12 protein-coding genes are annotated in these 16,454 nt (G+C 67.9%); 6 read left to right on the top strand and 6 right to left on the bottom strand.

Annotation, left to right across the window (positions count from 1 at the left end):
- The first annotated feature begins 42 nt into the window (after window positions 1-42).
- The gene (locus tag K8P63_RS12880) at window positions 43-1,221 is read left to right on the top strand and encodes a lactonase family protein (protein WP_223796429.1); all 1,179 of its coding nucleotides are present in this window, start codon (window positions 43-45) and stop codon (window positions 1,219-1,221) included.
- Here K8P63_RS12880 and K8P63_RS12875 read toward each other — a convergent pair.
- The 6 genes from K8P63_RS12875 to K8P63_RS12850 are packed head-to-tail and all read right to left on the bottom strand — an operon-like array spanning window position 1,218 to window position 7,777.
- Window positions 1,218-2,366: an L-lactate dehydrogenase gene (locus K8P63_RS12875; RefSeq protein ID WP_223796428.1), complete on the bottom strand. Its 1,149-nt coding sequence runs from the start codon at window positions 2,364-2,366 to the stop codon at window positions 1,218-1,220. The genes K8P63_RS12880 and K8P63_RS12875 overlap by 4 nt on opposite strands.
- Before the next feature lies 1 nt (window position 2,367).
- Window positions 2,368-3,141, bottom strand: coding sequence for an enoyl-CoA hydratase (locus tag K8P63_RS12870; protein WP_223796427.1), 774 nt, complete (start codon window positions 3,139-3,141; stop codon window positions 2,368-2,370).
- Complete coding sequence (locus K8P63_RS12865) at window positions 3,138-4,322, bottom strand: CaiB/BaiF CoA transferase family protein (protein WP_223796426.1); 1,185 nt, start codon at window positions 4,320-4,322, stop codon at window positions 3,138-3,140. The genes K8P63_RS12870 and K8P63_RS12865 overlap by 4 nt, the downstream gene beginning before the upstream one ends.
- Window positions 4,319-4,759, bottom strand: a complete 441-nt coding sequence (locus tag K8P63_RS12860; RefSeq protein WP_223796425.1) for a c-type cytochrome — start codon at window positions 4,757-4,759, stop codon at window positions 4,319-4,321. The genes K8P63_RS12865 and K8P63_RS12860 overlap by 4 nt, the downstream gene beginning before the upstream one ends.
- A 14-nt stretch (window positions 4,760-4,773) precedes the next feature.
- On the bottom strand, window positions 4,774-6,777 hold the full coding sequence (locus K8P63_RS12855; RefSeq protein WP_223796424.1) for an outer membrane protein assembly factor BamB family protein: 2,004 nt from the start codon (window positions 6,775-6,777) through the stop codon (window positions 4,774-4,776).
- A gap of 46 nt (window positions 6,778-6,823) precedes the next feature.
- On the bottom strand, window positions 6,824-7,777 hold the full coding sequence (locus K8P63_RS12850) for a cupin domain-containing protein (protein WP_223796423.1): 954 nt from the start codon (window positions 7,775-7,777) through the stop codon (window positions 6,824-6,826).
- Between the two features lie 164 nt (window positions 7,778-7,941).
- Here K8P63_RS12850 and K8P63_RS12845 point away from each other — a divergent pair, with 164 nt between their 5' ends.
- From K8P63_RS12845 to K8P63_RS12825, 5 genes are all read left to right on the top strand, one after another.
- Window positions 7,942-8,529 carry a hypothetical protein gene (locus K8P63_RS12845; protein ID WP_223796422.1) on the top strand — a complete coding sequence of 196 codons (588 nt, stop codon included), beginning with the start codon at window positions 7,942-7,944 and terminating at the stop codon, window positions 8,527-8,529.
- Window positions 8,530-8,551: 22 nt separating this feature from the next.
- Window positions 8,552-10,786, top strand: a complete 2,235-nt coding sequence (locus K8P63_RS12840) for an outer membrane protein assembly factor BamB family protein (protein ID WP_223796421.1) — start codon at window positions 8,552-8,554, stop codon at window positions 10,784-10,786.
- Between the two features lie 260 nt (window positions 10,787-11,046).
- Window positions 11,047-14,055: a TonB-dependent receptor domain-containing protein gene (locus tag K8P63_RS12835; protein WP_223799820.1), complete on the top strand. Its 3,009-nt coding sequence runs from the start codon at window positions 11,047-11,049 to the stop codon at window positions 14,053-14,055.
- Between the two features lie 188 nt (window positions 14,056-14,243).
- Window positions 14,244-15,878, top strand: a complete 1,635-nt coding sequence (locus K8P63_RS12830) for an FAD-dependent oxidoreductase (protein ID WP_223796420.1) — start codon at window positions 14,244-14,246, stop codon at window positions 15,876-15,878.
- Between the two features lie 101 nt (window positions 15,879-15,979).
- Window positions 15,980-16,375, top strand: a complete 396-nt coding sequence (locus K8P63_RS12825; RefSeq protein ID WP_223796419.1) for a hypothetical protein — start codon at window positions 15,980-15,982, stop codon at window positions 16,373-16,375.
- The last annotated feature ends 79 nt before the right edge of the window (window positions 16,376-16,454 follow it).

The raw sequence follows: 16,454 nt of genomic DNA, 5'->3' as shown, positions 1-16,454 counted from the left end.
CATCGGACGCATCTTCGGAAAGGCGGCGTCGGAACGGCTATCATGCTGGCGCTATTGCTTGGCGCGACCGCCGCCAAAGCCGGCGCGATGCTGCATGCCTATGTCGGCACCTACACGCCGCGCGATTTCGCGCCCGGCCAGCCGCCCCTGACGACGCTGCCCGGCCCGACCGACTTCAATCATGGCCGCGGCATCTACCTTGTCGAGATCGACGCCACGACCGGCGCGATGGCGCCGCCGCGGCTGGTCGCCGAGACGCCCGCACCGTCGTGGCTGCTGGCCGATCCGCGCCACGATATCCTTTATGCGGCCAATGAATCGGGTGCGGCCAAAGGCGGCATGGTCTCCGCTTTCCGCATCGACCCGGCGACGCACGCGCTGATCGCACTGGGCACGCAGCCGACCGGCGGCGCGCCGGTCTCGCTCGCGCTCGATCCGTCGGGGCGTTACCTGCTCGCGGCCAATTATGGCGGCGGGTCGGTCGCGGTCTTCCCGATCCGCGCGGACGGCAGCCTCGATCCGGCGAGCGACGTCCACCCGACACTCGATCCCGCCGCACCGCCGCAGCCGCGCTCGCCGACATTGCGCACGGGTGACGGGCCGGCCTTGGTGCATATGGTCGGCACCGATCATCGCGGCCGCTTCGTCGTCGCCAACGATGCGGCACAGGACCGCGTCTATGTCTGGCGGCTCGAGCGGGGCCGGCTGGTCGCCAACGATCCACCCTTCTTTCCGACGCCGCGCGGCACTTTCCCGCGCCACTTCGTCTTCTCGCCCGACGATCGCCATTTCTACAATCTGGGCGAGCGCGACGCGAGCCTCAGCCTGTCCGATGTCGCCGTCGCGGCCGGCCAGCTGCGGCTCACGCCACGCCAGCGCGTCTCGACATTGCCCGCCGATTTCCAGGGCGCCAACCAGACGTCGGAGCTGCTGATCGCGCGCGACGGGCGCCACCTCTACGCCGCCAACCGCAGCCACGACACGATCGCGATGTTCGCCGCCGACGCCACCGGCCACCTGACCCCGCTGGGCGAGATCGCAACCGGCAACGATCATCCGCGCAGCCTCGCCTTCGACCCGACCGAGCGCTTTCTCTATTCGCTCAATCAGCGCGGCGATTCGATCACCCAGTTCCGCGTCGATCCGAAGAGCGGCCAGCTGACCGCTTCGGGCCGCTCGCTGTTCATCGAGAGCCCGGCGGCGATGGCGTTCGCGCGTTAGCGCGACGGCAGCAGGATATCCGGCTCCAGCGCGCGCACGTCGGTCTGGCCGGTCAATGCCATCGCCACTTCCAGTTCGTGCTTGAGCAGGCCCAGCATGCGCGTGACGCCCGCGCCGCGCTGCGCCGCCAGCGCGAACGCCCAGGCGCGGCCGAGCAGCACGCCCTTCGCCCCCAGCGCCATCGCGCGCAATATGTCGATGCCCGAGCGGATGCCGCCATCCATCAGCACGTCGGCGCGGCCGTCCACCGCCGCGACGATGCCGGGCAGCGCGGCGATCGTCGAGGGCGCACCGTCGAGCTGGCGGCCGCCATGGTTGGACACCACGATCGCCTCCATCCCCGCATCGCACGCCGCGACCGCATTTTCGGCGTCCATCACGCCCTTCACCACGATCGGGCCGTGCCAATGCTGGCGCAGCCACTCGATATCCTTCCACGTGATCGACGGATCGAAATTGCGCCCGACCCACGCCGTGAACTGGGCGAGGCCGGCACCGTTCGGCATCATCGGCGCGAAATTGCCGAGCGTGTGCGGCCGGCCGCGCACGCCCACGTCCCACGCCCAATCGGGGTGGCGCGCAATCTCCCACGCGCGCTGGGTCCGCGCGGCGAAGCCCTGCGTGCCGGTGAGGCTCGAGCGCACGTCGCGGCGACGCGGGCTATGGACGATCAGGTCGACCGTCAGCATCAATGTCTCGACGCCGAGCGCGGCGGTGCGCGCGAGCAGGTCCGCCATGAAGCCGCGGTCGCGGATCATGTAGAGCTGCAGGCAGACCGGACGGCCGGTGCCCTGCACCACCTCCTCGATCGAGCAGCAGGCCGAGGAGGAGAGGATGAACGGCACGCCCGCCGCCTGCGCCGCGCGCGCCGCCTGCACCTCGCCGCGCCGCGCATAGAGGCCGGCCAGCCCGACCGGCGCAAGCGCGACCGGAAAACTCGCCGGCTGGCGCAGCAACGTCGTCGCGACATTGATGTTCGAGACGTCGCGCATCACTTGCTGGCGCAGCTTCAGCCGCTGCAGATCGTCGACGTTCGCGCGCAGCGTCGTCTCGGCATAGGAGCCGCCGTCGATATAATCGAACAGGAAGCGCGGCAGGCGGCGGCGCGCCAGTTCGCGGAAATCGTCGATCGAGGCCGGCGTCACGTCAGCGCCCCCGCCACACGGGCTTTTCCTTGGCGAGGAAGCTGCGCACCCCCTCGGCAAAGTCGGCGCTGCCGTAGATGGTGGCGACCAGATCGTCGATGTCGGGCTGGTTGAGCGTCGACAGGCGGCGGATCGCCTCCTTGCTCACGCGCTGGGTGAGCGGCGCGTTGGCGGCGAGGCGGTCGACCAGTTCGGCGACGGTCGCGTCGATCGCATCGGGCTCGACCAGCGCATTGACGAGGCCGAGCGCGTGCAGCTCGGCCGCCGGCACGATCTCGGCGGCGAGCAGCATCCGCTTGGCGATGGGAATGCCGGCATGCTGCACCAGCCGCGCATAGCCGCGCGCCGACAGGCAATTGCCGATCGTGCGCGCGAGCGGCGAACCGAAGCGTGCGCCGGTCGCGGCGATGCGGAAGTCGCAGGCGAACGATAGAGCGAGCCCGCCGCCCACCGCCCAGCCGTCGACGATCGCGATCGTCGGCTGCGGCAACGCCTCGACCGCACCGACATAGGAATCCATCTCGGCCTCGTAGGCGACGCCTTCGGCGCCGCTCGTGAAGCTCTGGAAGCCGGCGATGTCGGTGCCCGACACGAACGCCTTGCCGCCCGCCCCGCGCAAGGTCACCACGCGAATCTCGGGATCGGCGGCGATCGCGGCGCAGGCGGTGCCGAGCCCACGCCACATGTCCCACGTCAGGGCATTATAGGCTTCGGGGCGATCGAACAGGATGCGTGCGACGACGCCGTCCTTGGTCCAGCGGGTCTCGCCGCTCATGCCTGCGCGCCCTCGAGTTCCGCGCGGATGTCGGGTCCATGCTGGTCGAGGAGGGGTGGAGGCATGCGGAGTTGCTGGGGGGTGGCGGAGAGTTTGACCGGGAAGCCGAGCGCCTTGAAGCTGCCTTCGACCGGGTGGGGGATGTCCTGCACCATCTGGCGTGCGGCGGCGTGGTCGGAGGCCAGCGACTGGGCGTAATCGAGGATCGGGCCGGCGGGCACGCCGGCGGCGAGCAGGCCGCTCACCCATTGCTCGACCGTGCGCGTGGCGAAGGTGGGCCTGAGCGTGTCGATCAGCACGGCGGCGTTGGCGACGCGGACGCTGTTGTCGCCGAAGCGCGGATCGTCGTTCAGTTCGGGCAGGCTCATCACCTGGAGCAGCGCCAGCCAGAGCTTCTGGTTGGCGGCGGCGAACACGAACCAGCCGTCGGACGCCGCCACCGCCTGATAGGGCGCCGACATGCGGTTGGCCGAGCCCAGCGGCTTGGGGCTCTGGCCCGTCCCCCAATATTCGGCGGTCTCCCAGATCGACAGACCGAGTGCGGCTTCGAACAACGACGCGGTGACGAGCTGGCCCTCGCCGGTCTTCTCGCGGCCGATCACGGCGGAGAGGATGCCGTAGACCGCGAACAGGGCCGAGCCGAGATCGGCGACCGGCGTGCCGTTCTTGACCGGCTCGTGCCCCGGCAGCCCGACCGCGCTCATGATCCCCGACATCGCCTGCGCGATCAGGTCGTAGCCCGGCCGCGCCGCCCACGGGCCGCCCGGCCCGAACCCCGAAATGCTCGCATAGATCAGCCGCGGGTTGAGCGCGCGCAGCCGCTCGTAACCGATGCCGAGCCGGTCGGCGACGCCGGGCCGGCCATTTTCGACGAGGATGTCGGCGGTCTTCGCCAGCGCGTCGAAGGTCTCGCGGTCGGCCGGATCCTTCAAATCGAGCACGATCGAGCGCTTGTTGCGGTTGAGCGCGAGGAACCCCGGACTGTCGTCGCCCTTCAGCCGGAACCCCATCGACCGCCGCGAACTGTCCCCCACCACAGGCGGCTCGACCTTGATCACGTCCGCACCCATGTCGCCCAGCAACATGCACGCAAACGGTCCAGCCATCACCTGCGACACGTCCAACACACGCAATCCAGCCAATGGCTGCATGGCGCGTTCCGGCGTCTCGGGCGTCGTCACGAAGCGGGCTTTTCGGCGAGGATGCGCGTCTGGCCGAGCACGCCGGCATCGTGCGTCAGCTCGGCCGCGCCGGCGGGATAGCCGTTGCGCGACAGGATGAAGGCCTCGATGTCGGCGACGGTCGCGCTGCCGAGGCTGCCCGGCGCGTCGAACGGCATCGTCGTCTTGATGCGGGTGAACAGGTCGCCCGCGCTCTGATTGTTCCAGTTGGCGAGGAAGGCGCCGCCCGCGAGCGGCGGGGCCGAATCGCCGCCATTGAGCGCGTCGCCATGGCAGGCCGCGCAGCTGGTGGCGTAGGCCGCCTGGCCGCGCGTGGCCTGCGCATCGGTATAGGCGCCGGCCCAGACGGTGCCGGTCGCGCCGGCGGCGAGCGCGATCGCGGGCAAGGCCAGCGCGGCGGCGCCGATCAGGGCAAGGCGGCAGGAACGATTGGTCATGCGGAAACTCCTCGTCATGCGGACGACAGGCGATAGGCGATCAGCTCGCCGCTATAATTGCCGCCGCCGACCGCGATCACGATGTGCTGGCGGCCGTTGAGCATGTAGGTCATCGGGCAGCCGCTCTGGCCGGCCGGCATGTAGACCGCGCCCTTCTGCTCGCCGGTCGCCTTGTCGTAGGCGCACAGCATCGCGCCGCGGCGGCCGTCGGGGAGGGTGAAGATCCCGGCCTCGCCGGCGATCACCAACGTCTTGGTGACGAGCGCGCCGATATTGCCGGGACGGCCGGTCTTGGGGATCTTGAGCCCTTTGAGCTTGGGGTGGTTGCGGATCTGGTCGGGCGTCTCGCCGTGCGGCACCTGCCACACGAAATCGCCGGTCTTGAGATCGATCGCGGTGATCCGCTCGTAGGGCGGCTTGAGCAAAGGCAGGCCCTCGACCGTCAGATAGCCGTAAGTGTGGGTGCCGCGCTTGGGCGCCTTGGCCATGCCGCGCACGTTGATCCACGCGAAGTCGGACAATTTGGGATTGTCGTTCTTCAGCTCGGTCATCACGTCGGCCTGCGTCTTCGAGCAGACGTAGATGATGCCGGTCTCGGGATCGGCGGCGCCGCCGGGCCAGTTGCTGCCGCCGGTGAGCGACGGCGCGGTCAGCGTGCCCCACGTGCCTTCGGGATCGAACACCGAGGCGGGGGTGAAGAGCGGGCCGGTGCGGTAATTCTTGATGACCTCCAGCGCCTGTGCGTGCAGTTCGGGGGTGAAGTCGATCAGCACGTCGGGCGTGATGCCCTGCACGTCATACGCCTTGGGCTTGGTCGGAATGGGCTGGGTCGGCGAATACCATTCGCCCGGCACGTCGCCCTTCGGCACCTTGCGCTCGGGGATCGGCCAGACCGGCTTGCCCGTCACGCGATCGAGCACGTAGAGGAAGGATTGCTTGGTCGGCGCGGCGAGCAACTTGACCACGCCCTTGCCCTTGACCGGCACGTCGAGCAGCACCGGGGCGGCGGGAATGTCATAGTCCCACAGGCCGTGATGGACGGTCTGGTAATGCCATTTGCGCACGCCCGTATCGATGTCGAGCGCGACGATGCTCTCGCCGAACAGGCCGTTGCCGCGGCGATACTGGCCGCCGACGTCGCCGGTCGGCAGCTCGACGCCGATATAGACGAGGTTGAGCTCGGGATCGGCCGACATCTGCGACCAGACGCCGGCATTGCCGATCTTTTCGGTGCCGTCGAGCCACGTGTCGTAGCCGAACTCGCCCTTCCGCGGGATGGTGTGGAAGATCCACTTGCGCTTGCCGGTGCGCACGTCGAAGCCGCGGACGTAGCCGCGTACATTGTCGCGCGTCAGCGGCACATTGCCGGCGGTGTGCGCCGCGCCGACGATCACCGTATCCTTGACCACGCACGGCGTGGCATTGAGACCGACATCGGCGGTGACCGGATCAATCTGCTGGTCGTCGTCCTGCCGCAGGTCGATCACGCCGTCGGTGCCGAAACCGGCGATGCGCTGGCCGGTGCGGATGTCGAGCGCGATCAGGCGATAGCCGATCGTGACGTAGAGCAATCGCTCCTCGGTGCCGTCGGTCCAGTAGGACAGGCCGCGTCCCGAAAGCTGGCGCGGCGCGCGGCGGGCGCGCTCGCCCTCATCCTCGCGGTGGATCCACAGCAACTCGCCGGTGGCGGCATCGAGCGCGATCACGTCGCGGCGGCTGCCCGCCGTCGAATAGAGCACGCCGTTGACGACGAGCGGGGTCGATTCGAACTGATATTCGGGGCGCACGCCCAGAATGTCGGTCTTGAACCGCCATGCGATCTCGAGCTCGTTGAAATTCTTGCCGTTGACCTGATCGAGCGGCGAGTAGCGCGTGTTCGCGGCGCTACCCGCATAGCTCGTCCAGTCGGTATCGCCGGGCGCCCGCTTGCGCGGGCTGATCTGCGCCAGCGCGGGAAAGCGAGCGCCCAGCCATCCGAGCAGTGGGAGCGCCAGCGCTGCCCGTCGCGTCCAGTTCATGCGCTCGTCTTCTCCGGGGATCGTCGGTTGGTCGCGACGACGACGATCAATGCGCCGGCTCGAAATTGTGGAGGATGACGGGGCGCGGATTGAACGGGATGCGCGTCGACATCGGCGCGTTCGGGCTGTTCGACGGGCGATGCCAGCGGCCCTTGACCGCCGCGACCACGTCGCCCTGCTGCGCCTCGAACAGGGGATAGCCCTCGATCTTGTAATTCACCTTGCCCTCCATGACGAACCAGAACTCGGTCCAGTCGACGTGGAAGTGGCCGACATTGCTCTCCGGCGGCACCGGCTGCGCCTTGCCGCGCAGGATGTTCGAGGTGAAGTGATCGTCCCACACGAACTTGCCGTTATAGGGCTTGTCGCCATTGGCGATCTGCTTCCAGAAATCGAGATAGATCGGGTTGCTGTCGCCGATCTGCGCCGGGCCCGGATTGCCGGTGACCTTCACATAGGTCCGGCCGGGATAGGGGTCGGGCGTCTCAGACAAGGGATAGAGCGGCGGCGAGCCGGCATGGCGCACCTCGAAGCGGAGCGACGGCTTGTCGCCGACCGTCTCGATCGAATAGAAATGACGGAAGGGGACGTTGACCATGAAGCCCTTGGTCGCCTCGAACGGCTCGACGCCGTCGATCGAGACCTTCATCGTGCCGTCCTGCACGATCCAGACGACGCGATCGTCGGCATACATCCTGCGCTTGGTCTTCTTGCCGACGCCGAGCGAGATGTAATCGGCATCCTGCTGCGGGTTGCGCACGATCGGCTGGACCCAATCGGTCTGGCCGCGATGCGCGGCGAGGATTTCGGAGAGCTTCCAGTGCACCTTGTTGGGCGCGACATAGGGCGTCGGGGTGCTCGGCTTGGCCGACCAATATTCCTCGGGCATCTTCTGCGCGGTGACGGGCATCGGCTCGTCCTTGGGCATCATTTGCGCGGACGCGGCCAGTGCGACGGCCACGGTGGCGAACGCGGCGCCGAGATAACGGAAGCCCTTCATCATTCTCTCCTGATTGCAGCGCGTGTTCGCGATCTGCGCCGGTGATCCGGCATGGTGGGCGGAACGGTCAAGACCGAAAAGATTGTATGTACGATCCGGATTTTGTATGCGAACGCTCGATACGTCAAGGGGATCAAATCCCCGTCGGTAGGAAAGGGGAGGGGATGCGGCTGGCGATCTTGTCAGGTTTGCGCGCGGGGCGGTCGACCCCGACCAAGGGCCGCGTCCGTGCGCGCCGCGCCATCATGCGCCCGATCGCCGGCCTTATGCTCGCGATCGGTGCCGTTCCCGCCGTGGCGGCCGATTATGCCGCCAATCTCGGCCCGATGCCGCTCGACGACGAAACCAAGGCGGTGATCGCCGGCCGGGGCGAGGCGCAGGCGACGCTCGACGGCACCAAACTTACCGTCACTGGCCATTTCGGCAGCCTGCCGTCGGCGGCGACCGTCGCGGGGCTGTTCGAGAGCCCGGCGATCGGCGTGCCCGGCAAGCGGGTGCTGGCGCTGATGATCGCGACCGCCACCAGCGGCGAGATCAGCGGATCTTTCCGGCTGACGCCCGCGCAGGCGCAGGCGCTGCGCACCGGGCGGCTCTACGTCCAGATCGACAGCGAGAAGGCGCCGCCGGGCTATGGATGGGGCCCCAAGGGCACGTTGTGGGGCTGGCTGCTGCCCGCGCACGCAAAGGCCGTGCAGGGCGTGCCGCAGCAGGGCCCCTGGTTCATCCCGCAGCTCGACACGCCGTCGCGCTGACCACGGCTTCCGGAGAGTGAAAATGCGCAATACCTCCTGGCTGCTGCTCGGTGCCGCAACGCTGACGCTGACGCTCGGCGGCCTGGCGCTGGCCGAGGGCAATGCCGGGCCGTTCACGACGGCGCAGGTCGAGGCGGGGCGGCAGGCCTATGGCGAGCAGTGCGCGGTCTGCCACCAGCCCGATCTCGCCGGCGCGACCGACGCGCCGCCGCTCGCCGGATCGGCCTTCATGGGTGCGTGGGGCAAGCGGCCGGTGGCGGCGCTCTACAGCAAGATTCACGCCTCGATGCCGCTCGGGCGCGGCGGCAGCCTCGACGATACGACCTATGCCAGCATCGTCGCCTTCATCCTGCACGCCAATGGCGCGACGGCCGGCACCGCGCCGCTGACCGCCGCCGCCGAAGTGGCCATCGGCAGCATCGTCACGGGCAAGGCGCCTGCCGATTTGACCGCGGCCGCGCCCGCCGCGGCGGCGGCGCAGGTGAGCGGCGCGAAGGAAGCCGCGCCGGCCGATGCCTCGGGCGGCGAGAAAGCCAGCATTGCCACCTCTGCCGGCTTCGCCGCGCCCGGCCAGACGGTGCGCTATTCGGATCCCGGCCGCTTCGTCATCCCCAGCAAGCTCGGGCTGAGCCTGAAGGGCGACATCGAGGATTACCAGCCGGTCACCGACGCGATGTTGCTCAGCCCGCCCGACGGCGACTGGCTGATGCTGCGGCGGAATTATGCCGGCTGGAGCTACAGCCCGCTCGCGCAGATCGACGCCAGCAATGTCGCGAAGCTGCAGCTCAAGTGGATGTGGTCGATGCCGGAGAACGGCACGATGGAGGACACGCCGATCGTCCATGCCGGCGTGATGTTCATGTGGGGCGTCGGCAACGTCGTCCAGGCGCTGGATGCGAAGACCGGTGAATTGCTGTGGGAGAATCGGCTCGGGCCGCTGCCCAAGACCGCCGGGCCCGGCCCATCGTCCGAAGAGACGCGCAGCATGGGGGTGTACGGCACCAACCTCTACGTCAACACGCCGCAAGGCATGGTCTATGCGCTCGATGCGCGGACGGGCGAAGAGGTGTGGAAGACCCACATCACCGACAACAAGCCCGGCGTCGGCTATTCAACCGGCGGCCTGATGATCGTGCACGGCAAGGTGATCGTCGGCATGACCAATTGCGGCCGCAAGGGCACGCCCGACCATTGCTATATCAGCGCCTACGACGCGGCGACCGGCAAGCGCGACTGGAAGTTCGTGACGGTCGCGCTGACCGGCCAGCCCGGCGGCGACACGTGGAACGGCATGCCCGACGACGATCGCAAGGGCGGCGAGGCGTGGATCGCCGGCACCTACGATCCCGCGCTCAACACCACCTACTGGGGCACGGCGCAGGCCAAGCCGTGGCGGCGCGACGAGCGCGGTTCGGGCAATGGCGCGACCGATTATGCCAATTCGACGCTCGCGCTCGATCCCGACACCGGTAAACTCAAATGGGCGTTCAACCATTCGCCGGGCGAGACCTTCGACCTCGACGAAGTGTTCGAGCGCGTGCTGATCGATCATGGCGCGCAGAAGACGCTGATGACGATCGGCAAGGCCGGCATCCTGTGGAAGCTCGACCGCGTCACCGGCAAATATCTCGGCTCCACCCAGACGGTGTTCCAGAACGTCTTCACCAGCATCGATCCGAAGACCGGGCGGCCGACCTATCGCAAGGACGTGATCGACCAGAAATCGGATCAGTGGCTCGCCTCGTGTCCGGGGCCGGAAGGTGGGCATAACTGGCAGGCGACCAGTTATCACCAGCCGAGCGACACGATCATCCTGCCGCTCAGCCAGAGCTGCGTGCTGATGCTCGGCAACGGATCGCAGGTCTATTACGAAATGCCGGGCAGCGACGGCAATCTCGGCCGGCTGTCAGCCTATCGCACCGCCGACATGAAGCCGCTGTGGACGATGCAGCAGCGCGCGCCGTTCCTGACCGGGGTGGTGTCGACCGCGGGCAACCTCGCCTTCGTCGGCGATTTCGATCGCGTCTTCCGCGCGGTCGACGTGCGCGACGGGCGGACCTTGTGGAAGGTGCGGCTCGGCACGACCGTGCAGGGCTTCCCGGTGACCTTCACGGTCGACGGCCGGCAATATGTCGCGGTGACGACCGCGCTCGGCGGCGGCAGCCCGCAGCTGAAACCCAGCACGATGCTGGGCGAGGTGCATCGCCCCGTCACCGGCTATGCCGTCTACGTGTTCGGCCTGCCCGACACGCCCTGAGCACCACGCGAAAAGTTGTCGACAATCCATATAAATGAGTCGACAAACGGTCAAATTGTCGACAAAATATCATCCGGGAAATCAAGGCACCGCCAACAGGGGCCAAAGGGAGACGGTATACGGCGCGTGAAGCGCCCAACATCAGAATGATGCGCATGGCGATCGCTGCGGAATGTCCGCCGCGCCGGCGACGAACAACAATCAAAAATGAGGGGATGTTCATGGAACGGGATACGGGGAAGGCGCCGTCTGCGCGCGATATGCGGAGCCTGCGGCGCGCATTGCTCACCACCAGCACCGGAGCGCTGATCGCCGCGATGGCGGCGATGCCGAGCTTTGCGCAAACGGCCGCGCCGGTGCAGACGCTTGCGCCGCCGGCCGCCGATCCTGCCGCGCCGGCGAACGAGGCGGCCCCGCAGGCCGCTTCGGTCGGCGACATCGTCGTCACCGGATCGCGCATCACCGCCAGCGGCTTCACCGCCCCGACGCCGACCACCGTGATCGGCGCCGCGGACATCGCGAAGAACGCCGAGCCCAACATCTTCAACACCATCGCGCAATTGCCGTCGCTGATGGGCAGCACCGGCCGCACGACCGGCGTCGCCACCACCTCCAGCGGCACGCAGGGCCTGAGCTCGTTCAGCTTGCGCGGCCTGGGTGCGATCCGCACGCTGACCCTGCTCGACGGCCAGCGCTTCATCGGCGCGAACGTCACCGGCGTGCCGGACATCAGCCAGTTCCCGCAGCTGCTGATCAGTCGCGTCGACGTGGTGACGGGCGGCGCATCGGCGTCCTACGGCTCGGACGCGGTCGGCGGCGTCGTCAACTTCATCACCGAGAAGCATTTCGAGGGCGTGAAGATGAACGCCGAGGGTGGCGCCACCACCTATGGCGACGACGTCAACTACACCGCCCAGATCGCATGGGGCCATGCGTTCATGGACAATCGCCTCCATGTCGAGGTGAGCGGCGAATATGGCCATGAGGGCGGCGTGCCCAATCCGGGCTTCGGCCTGACCGGCGCGAACGGCCGCCACTGGTACGCGTCGCCGGCATTGCAGGTGAAGGCGATCGCGGCGACGCCCGCCGGCCAGCCGCAATATACCTACATCACCAACGCCCAGCAGTTCCAATATGCGAAGTACGGCCTGATCACGGCCGGCCCGCTGCAGGGCATCGCATTCGGCGCGAACGGTCAGCCCTTCAACTTCGTCTATGGCTCGAACGGCGTTCCCAGCAAGACGGCGAGCGGCTCGGTCGCCGGCTGTATCACGCCGTTCTGCTCGGGCGGCGACCTGAGCGGCCTCGTCGGCGCGGGCACCAGCCTGGCATCGCGTCTGTCGCGCGCGGTCGGCTATGGCCGTGTCGGCTTCGACATCGCGCCGAGCAGCGAGATCTATGCGACCGTCAACGTCGCGCAGGTCCGCTCGTCCAACTCGCCGAATCCGGGTGCGGCGAAGAACGCCAACCTGACGATCCAGTGTTCCAACCCGTACGTGCCCGCCTCGATCCAGGCGGCATGCGCGACGAACAACATCACCAGCTTCCAGTTCGGCACCAGCCTCGCCAACTTCCCCGACAACATCAACGTCCATACCCAGCGCCGCAATTATCGCGGCGTGCTGGGGACGGACGGCAAGTTCGCGGCGCTCGGCACGACGTGGAGCTACGACGCTTATTACGAGCATGGCGAGAACGTGACGGACATCCACGTCCGCAACATCTCGCTGACGCCGCGCTTCAACGCCGCGATCCAGGCGGTGGCCGGGCCGAACGGCACGATCACCTGCGCCTCGGCGGTCGCCGTGGCGGCGGGATGCCAGCCGTTCGACATCATCGGCAACGTCGCGCCGAGCGGGGCTGCGCTCAACTATGTCGAGCCGACGACCGGCCCGTTCCAGCACACGCTACAGAAGCAGGATGCCGCGAGCGCCAGCATCAACGGCCAGCCGGTTTCGCTGTGGGCCGGCCCGGTCTCGGTCGCGTTCGGCTACGAGTTCCGCAGGGAATGGTATCGCGTCCGCGGCGACCCGTACGGCAACGGCCTCGACCAGTATACGCAGTTCGATTCCGCTTATCCGGCCGATCCGCTGCTCAATACCACTGCGGGCAACAACTGGTATGCCGGCAACTATCATAACGGCCAGGGCAAGTATCACGTCAACGAGGGCTTCCTCGAGCTGAACATCCCGCTGCTGGATTCGGAGAGCATCGGCAAGGCGAACCTCAACGTCGCCGGGCGCGAGACCAAGTACAGCACGAATACTAAGTGGATCGGCAGCTGGAAGATCGGCGGCACCTACGAGACGCCGATTTCGGGCCTGCGGCTGCGCGCCGTGACGTCGCGCGACGTTCGCGCGCCGAACCTGTCGGAGCTGTTCGCGGCGCCGATCTTCGCCAACAACGTCGTCAACGATCCGCGCGTCGCCGCGGGCCGTTCGGTGACGGTGGCGCAGTCGACGCTCGGCAACCCCGCCCTCAAGCCGGAAATCGCACGCAACACCGAAGCGGGCATCGCGCTGTCGCGCCCGAACTGGCTGCCGGGCTTCAGCGCCTCGTTCGATTATTACCACATCAAGGTGGATGGGGTGGTGTCGACACTGTCGGCGCAGCAGCAGGTCGATCTCTGCTACATCGCCGGCAATCAGGATCTGTGTAAGAGCATCTTCCTCGACAGCACGCAGCCGAACGGCAATTTCGTCAACGTCCAGGCGTTCAACGTCGCCTCGATCAAGACGAAGGGCTTCGACATCGAGACGAGCTACGTCTTCCCGCTGCGTCGGGTCGGCCTGCCCGGCACGTTCACGGTGCGTGGTCTCGCGACGCACGTCATCAGCTTCCTGACGGACTCGGGCGTGCTCGGCACCATCCCGACCGAAAGCGCCGGCGTGAACCTCGGCAACACGCCGCACTGGAAATATTTCGTCACGCAGAGCTGGGACACGCCCAAGGCGAGCCTGACGGTGACCGAGCGCTGGTTCAGCGACGGCGTCTACAGCAACGAATATATCCAGTGCACGTCCAACTGCCCGGTCTCGACCGCGCAGCATCCGACGATCGACAACAACCGCATGCCCGGTGCCTTCTACGTCGATCTTGGCGGATCTTATAAGGTGTACAAGAACATCACCGCTTATTTCAAGATCGACAACCTGCTCAACAAGTCGCCGGTGCCGGCACCGGCGACCAACGTCAGCTACGGTGCCAATCCGTTCCTGTACGACGTCCTCGGCCGTCAGTATCGCGTCGGCCTGCGCTACAACTTCTGACCTGACCCCACCCCTCCGCCGCCGGTGTCCCTCGGGATGCCGGCGGTTTTTTTATGGGCGCGGCCGACCCGTCGGTCGGCAGGCGGCGACCGCGCTCGTGCCGCTCTGGACGCGCGGGCTCCATTGATGCGCAACGCCGATGCCTCCATTAAGGCGTCGGCGCATTCCCGCCGCCGACGGAGGTTCGAATGGGGGTCGCAACCACTCGCCAGCACCAGATGTGGCCCGTGCTGGAGCGCACGCAGATCGAAACGGCGCGGCGCTTCGCCAGCGGTCCGGAACAGCATTTCGAGCCGGGCGACACGCTTTATGCGGTCGGCGCGAGCGACGTCCCGTCATGGCTGGTGCTGGCGGGCGAGATCCAGGTCTATCGCCGCGACGGGCTCAGCCAGGAGGCGGCGGTGACCACTCACGGCGCCGGGCAATTTTCGGGCGAGGTCAATCAGCTCGCCGGGCGGCCGTCGATCGCGGGCGGCCGGGCCGGGCCGGAGGGATGCACCGCGCTGCCGTTCGATGCGCCGCATCTGCGCGCGCTGATGGTCGGTTCGGCCGACGTGGGCGAACTGGTGATGCGCGCGCTGATCCTCCGCCGTGTCGGGCTGATCGAGGAGGGCGGGGCCGGGCCGATCCTGATCGGCGTGCCGGGCAGCCCCGAGGTGGTGCGGCTGCAGGGCTTCCTCACGCGCAGCGGCTATCCCAACCTGATGCTCGACGTGCGCGTGGACGACGAGGGCCATGCGCTGGTCGAGCGGATCGGCGTGCTGCCCGACGAGCTGCCGCTGGTGGTCTGCCCCGGTGGCGAGATCCTCAAGCGGCCGAGCGACGGGGAGGTGGCGGCCTGCCTCGGCATCACGCCCGATATCCCGCCCGGCGCCTGCTACGACGTCGCCGTCGTCGGCGGCGGTCCGGCCGGGCTCGCGACCGCCGTCTATGCCGCGTCCGAGGGCCTGTCGGTGATCGTGCTGGACGGGCGCGCCATGGGCGGTCAGGCGGGCGCGTCGGCGCGGATCGAGAATTATCTCGGCTTTCCGACCGGCATCTCCGGACAGGCGTTGACCGGGCGAGCCTTCAACCAGGCGCTCAAGTTCGGCGCCGAGATCGCGATCCCGGTCGCGGTCGAGCGGCTCGATTGCTCGGGCGAGCGGCTGGCGCTGGAGCTGACCGGCGACCGCCGCATCGAGGCGCGCGCGATCGTGATCGCGTCGGGCGCGCGTTATCGCCGGCCCGACGTGCCCGAACTCGCGACGTTCGAGGGGGCGGGCGTGTCCTATTGGGCCTCGCCGATCGAGGCGCGGCTGTGCGCGGGCGAGGAGGTCGCGCTGGTCGGCGGGGGCAATTCGGCGGGGCAGGCGGTGGTATTCCTCGCGCCGCAGGTGAAGCGCCTGCACCTGATCGTCCGCCGCGATTTGTCCGAGACGATGTCGCGCTATCTGATCGACCGCATCGCGGCGCTGCCCAATGTCGAAATCCGTGTCGATACCGAGATCGTATCGCTGGAGGGCGACCGGGACGGCGGCCTGACCGGTGCCGTGTTTCGCCAACGGCGCGACGGCGCGACGCATCATTGCCCGCTCCGGCATCTGTTCCTGTTCATCGGCGCCGATCCCAATGCCGAGTGGACACGCGGCTGTGTCGAGACCGATGCGAAGGGCTTCGTCGTCACCGGGCAGGGCGCGCTGCCGCTGGAGACCAACGTACCGGGGATCTTCGCGATCGGCGACGTGCGCGCGGGATCGACCAAGCGCGTCGCCGCGGCGGTGGGCGAGGGCGCGGCCGTGGTCGCGCAGATCCACGCATTGCTGGCGGCGCGCGAGGACGCATAAGCGGCGCGCGCGGCGCTGATCGGGGCCTCCGCGCTCAAGCGATCCTTAACGCGCCTGCGCTAAGGGGATCGCATGAGTAGCGGAGGTGTATCGTGACGGCTGTGGATGCGCTGTTCCCGCCCGACGTGGTGGGGGTCTACTTCGGTATCGCGATCATGCTGGGGACGTCGCTGGTGTTGCGACGCTCGCTGGGCGCGATGCCGGTCTGGCTGAGCGTGATTCTGGCGACGATGGCGCTCGACGCGATGCTGGTGCTGCGCGACGGCACCGCTGTCGATCGGGCGCTGCCGCTGCTCGCCAACGTCATGCCGCTGCCGACCATATTCATGCTGCTGGCCCGTTCGCAGGCGATTCCCGGGCTGCGGCGGGGATCGGTCGAGGGGGCCCACAAGCGGCAGGCGAACCTGCTGAATCAGGCGCTTGCCGGGCGCCCCGATCTGCAGCGCGCGGCCCCGCCGGCACGTCCGCGACGCTCCGCCGCCGGGATGCGAAATTAAGTTGTAAACGTTTGCAAGCGAAGGATACTCCGGACCGGACCGATCGGCGCGACAAAAGGTTAAAATGGATTAACGCGCT

The organism is Sphingomonas nostoxanthinifaciens (assembly GCF_019930585.1).
GTDB lineage: Bacteria > Pseudomonadota > Alphaproteobacteria > Sphingomonadales > Sphingomonadaceae > Sphingomonas_I > Sphingomonas_I nostoxanthinifaciens.
Note: the sequence above shows the minus strand (reverse complement) of the source record. Positions and strands in the feature narration are given on the sequence as shown.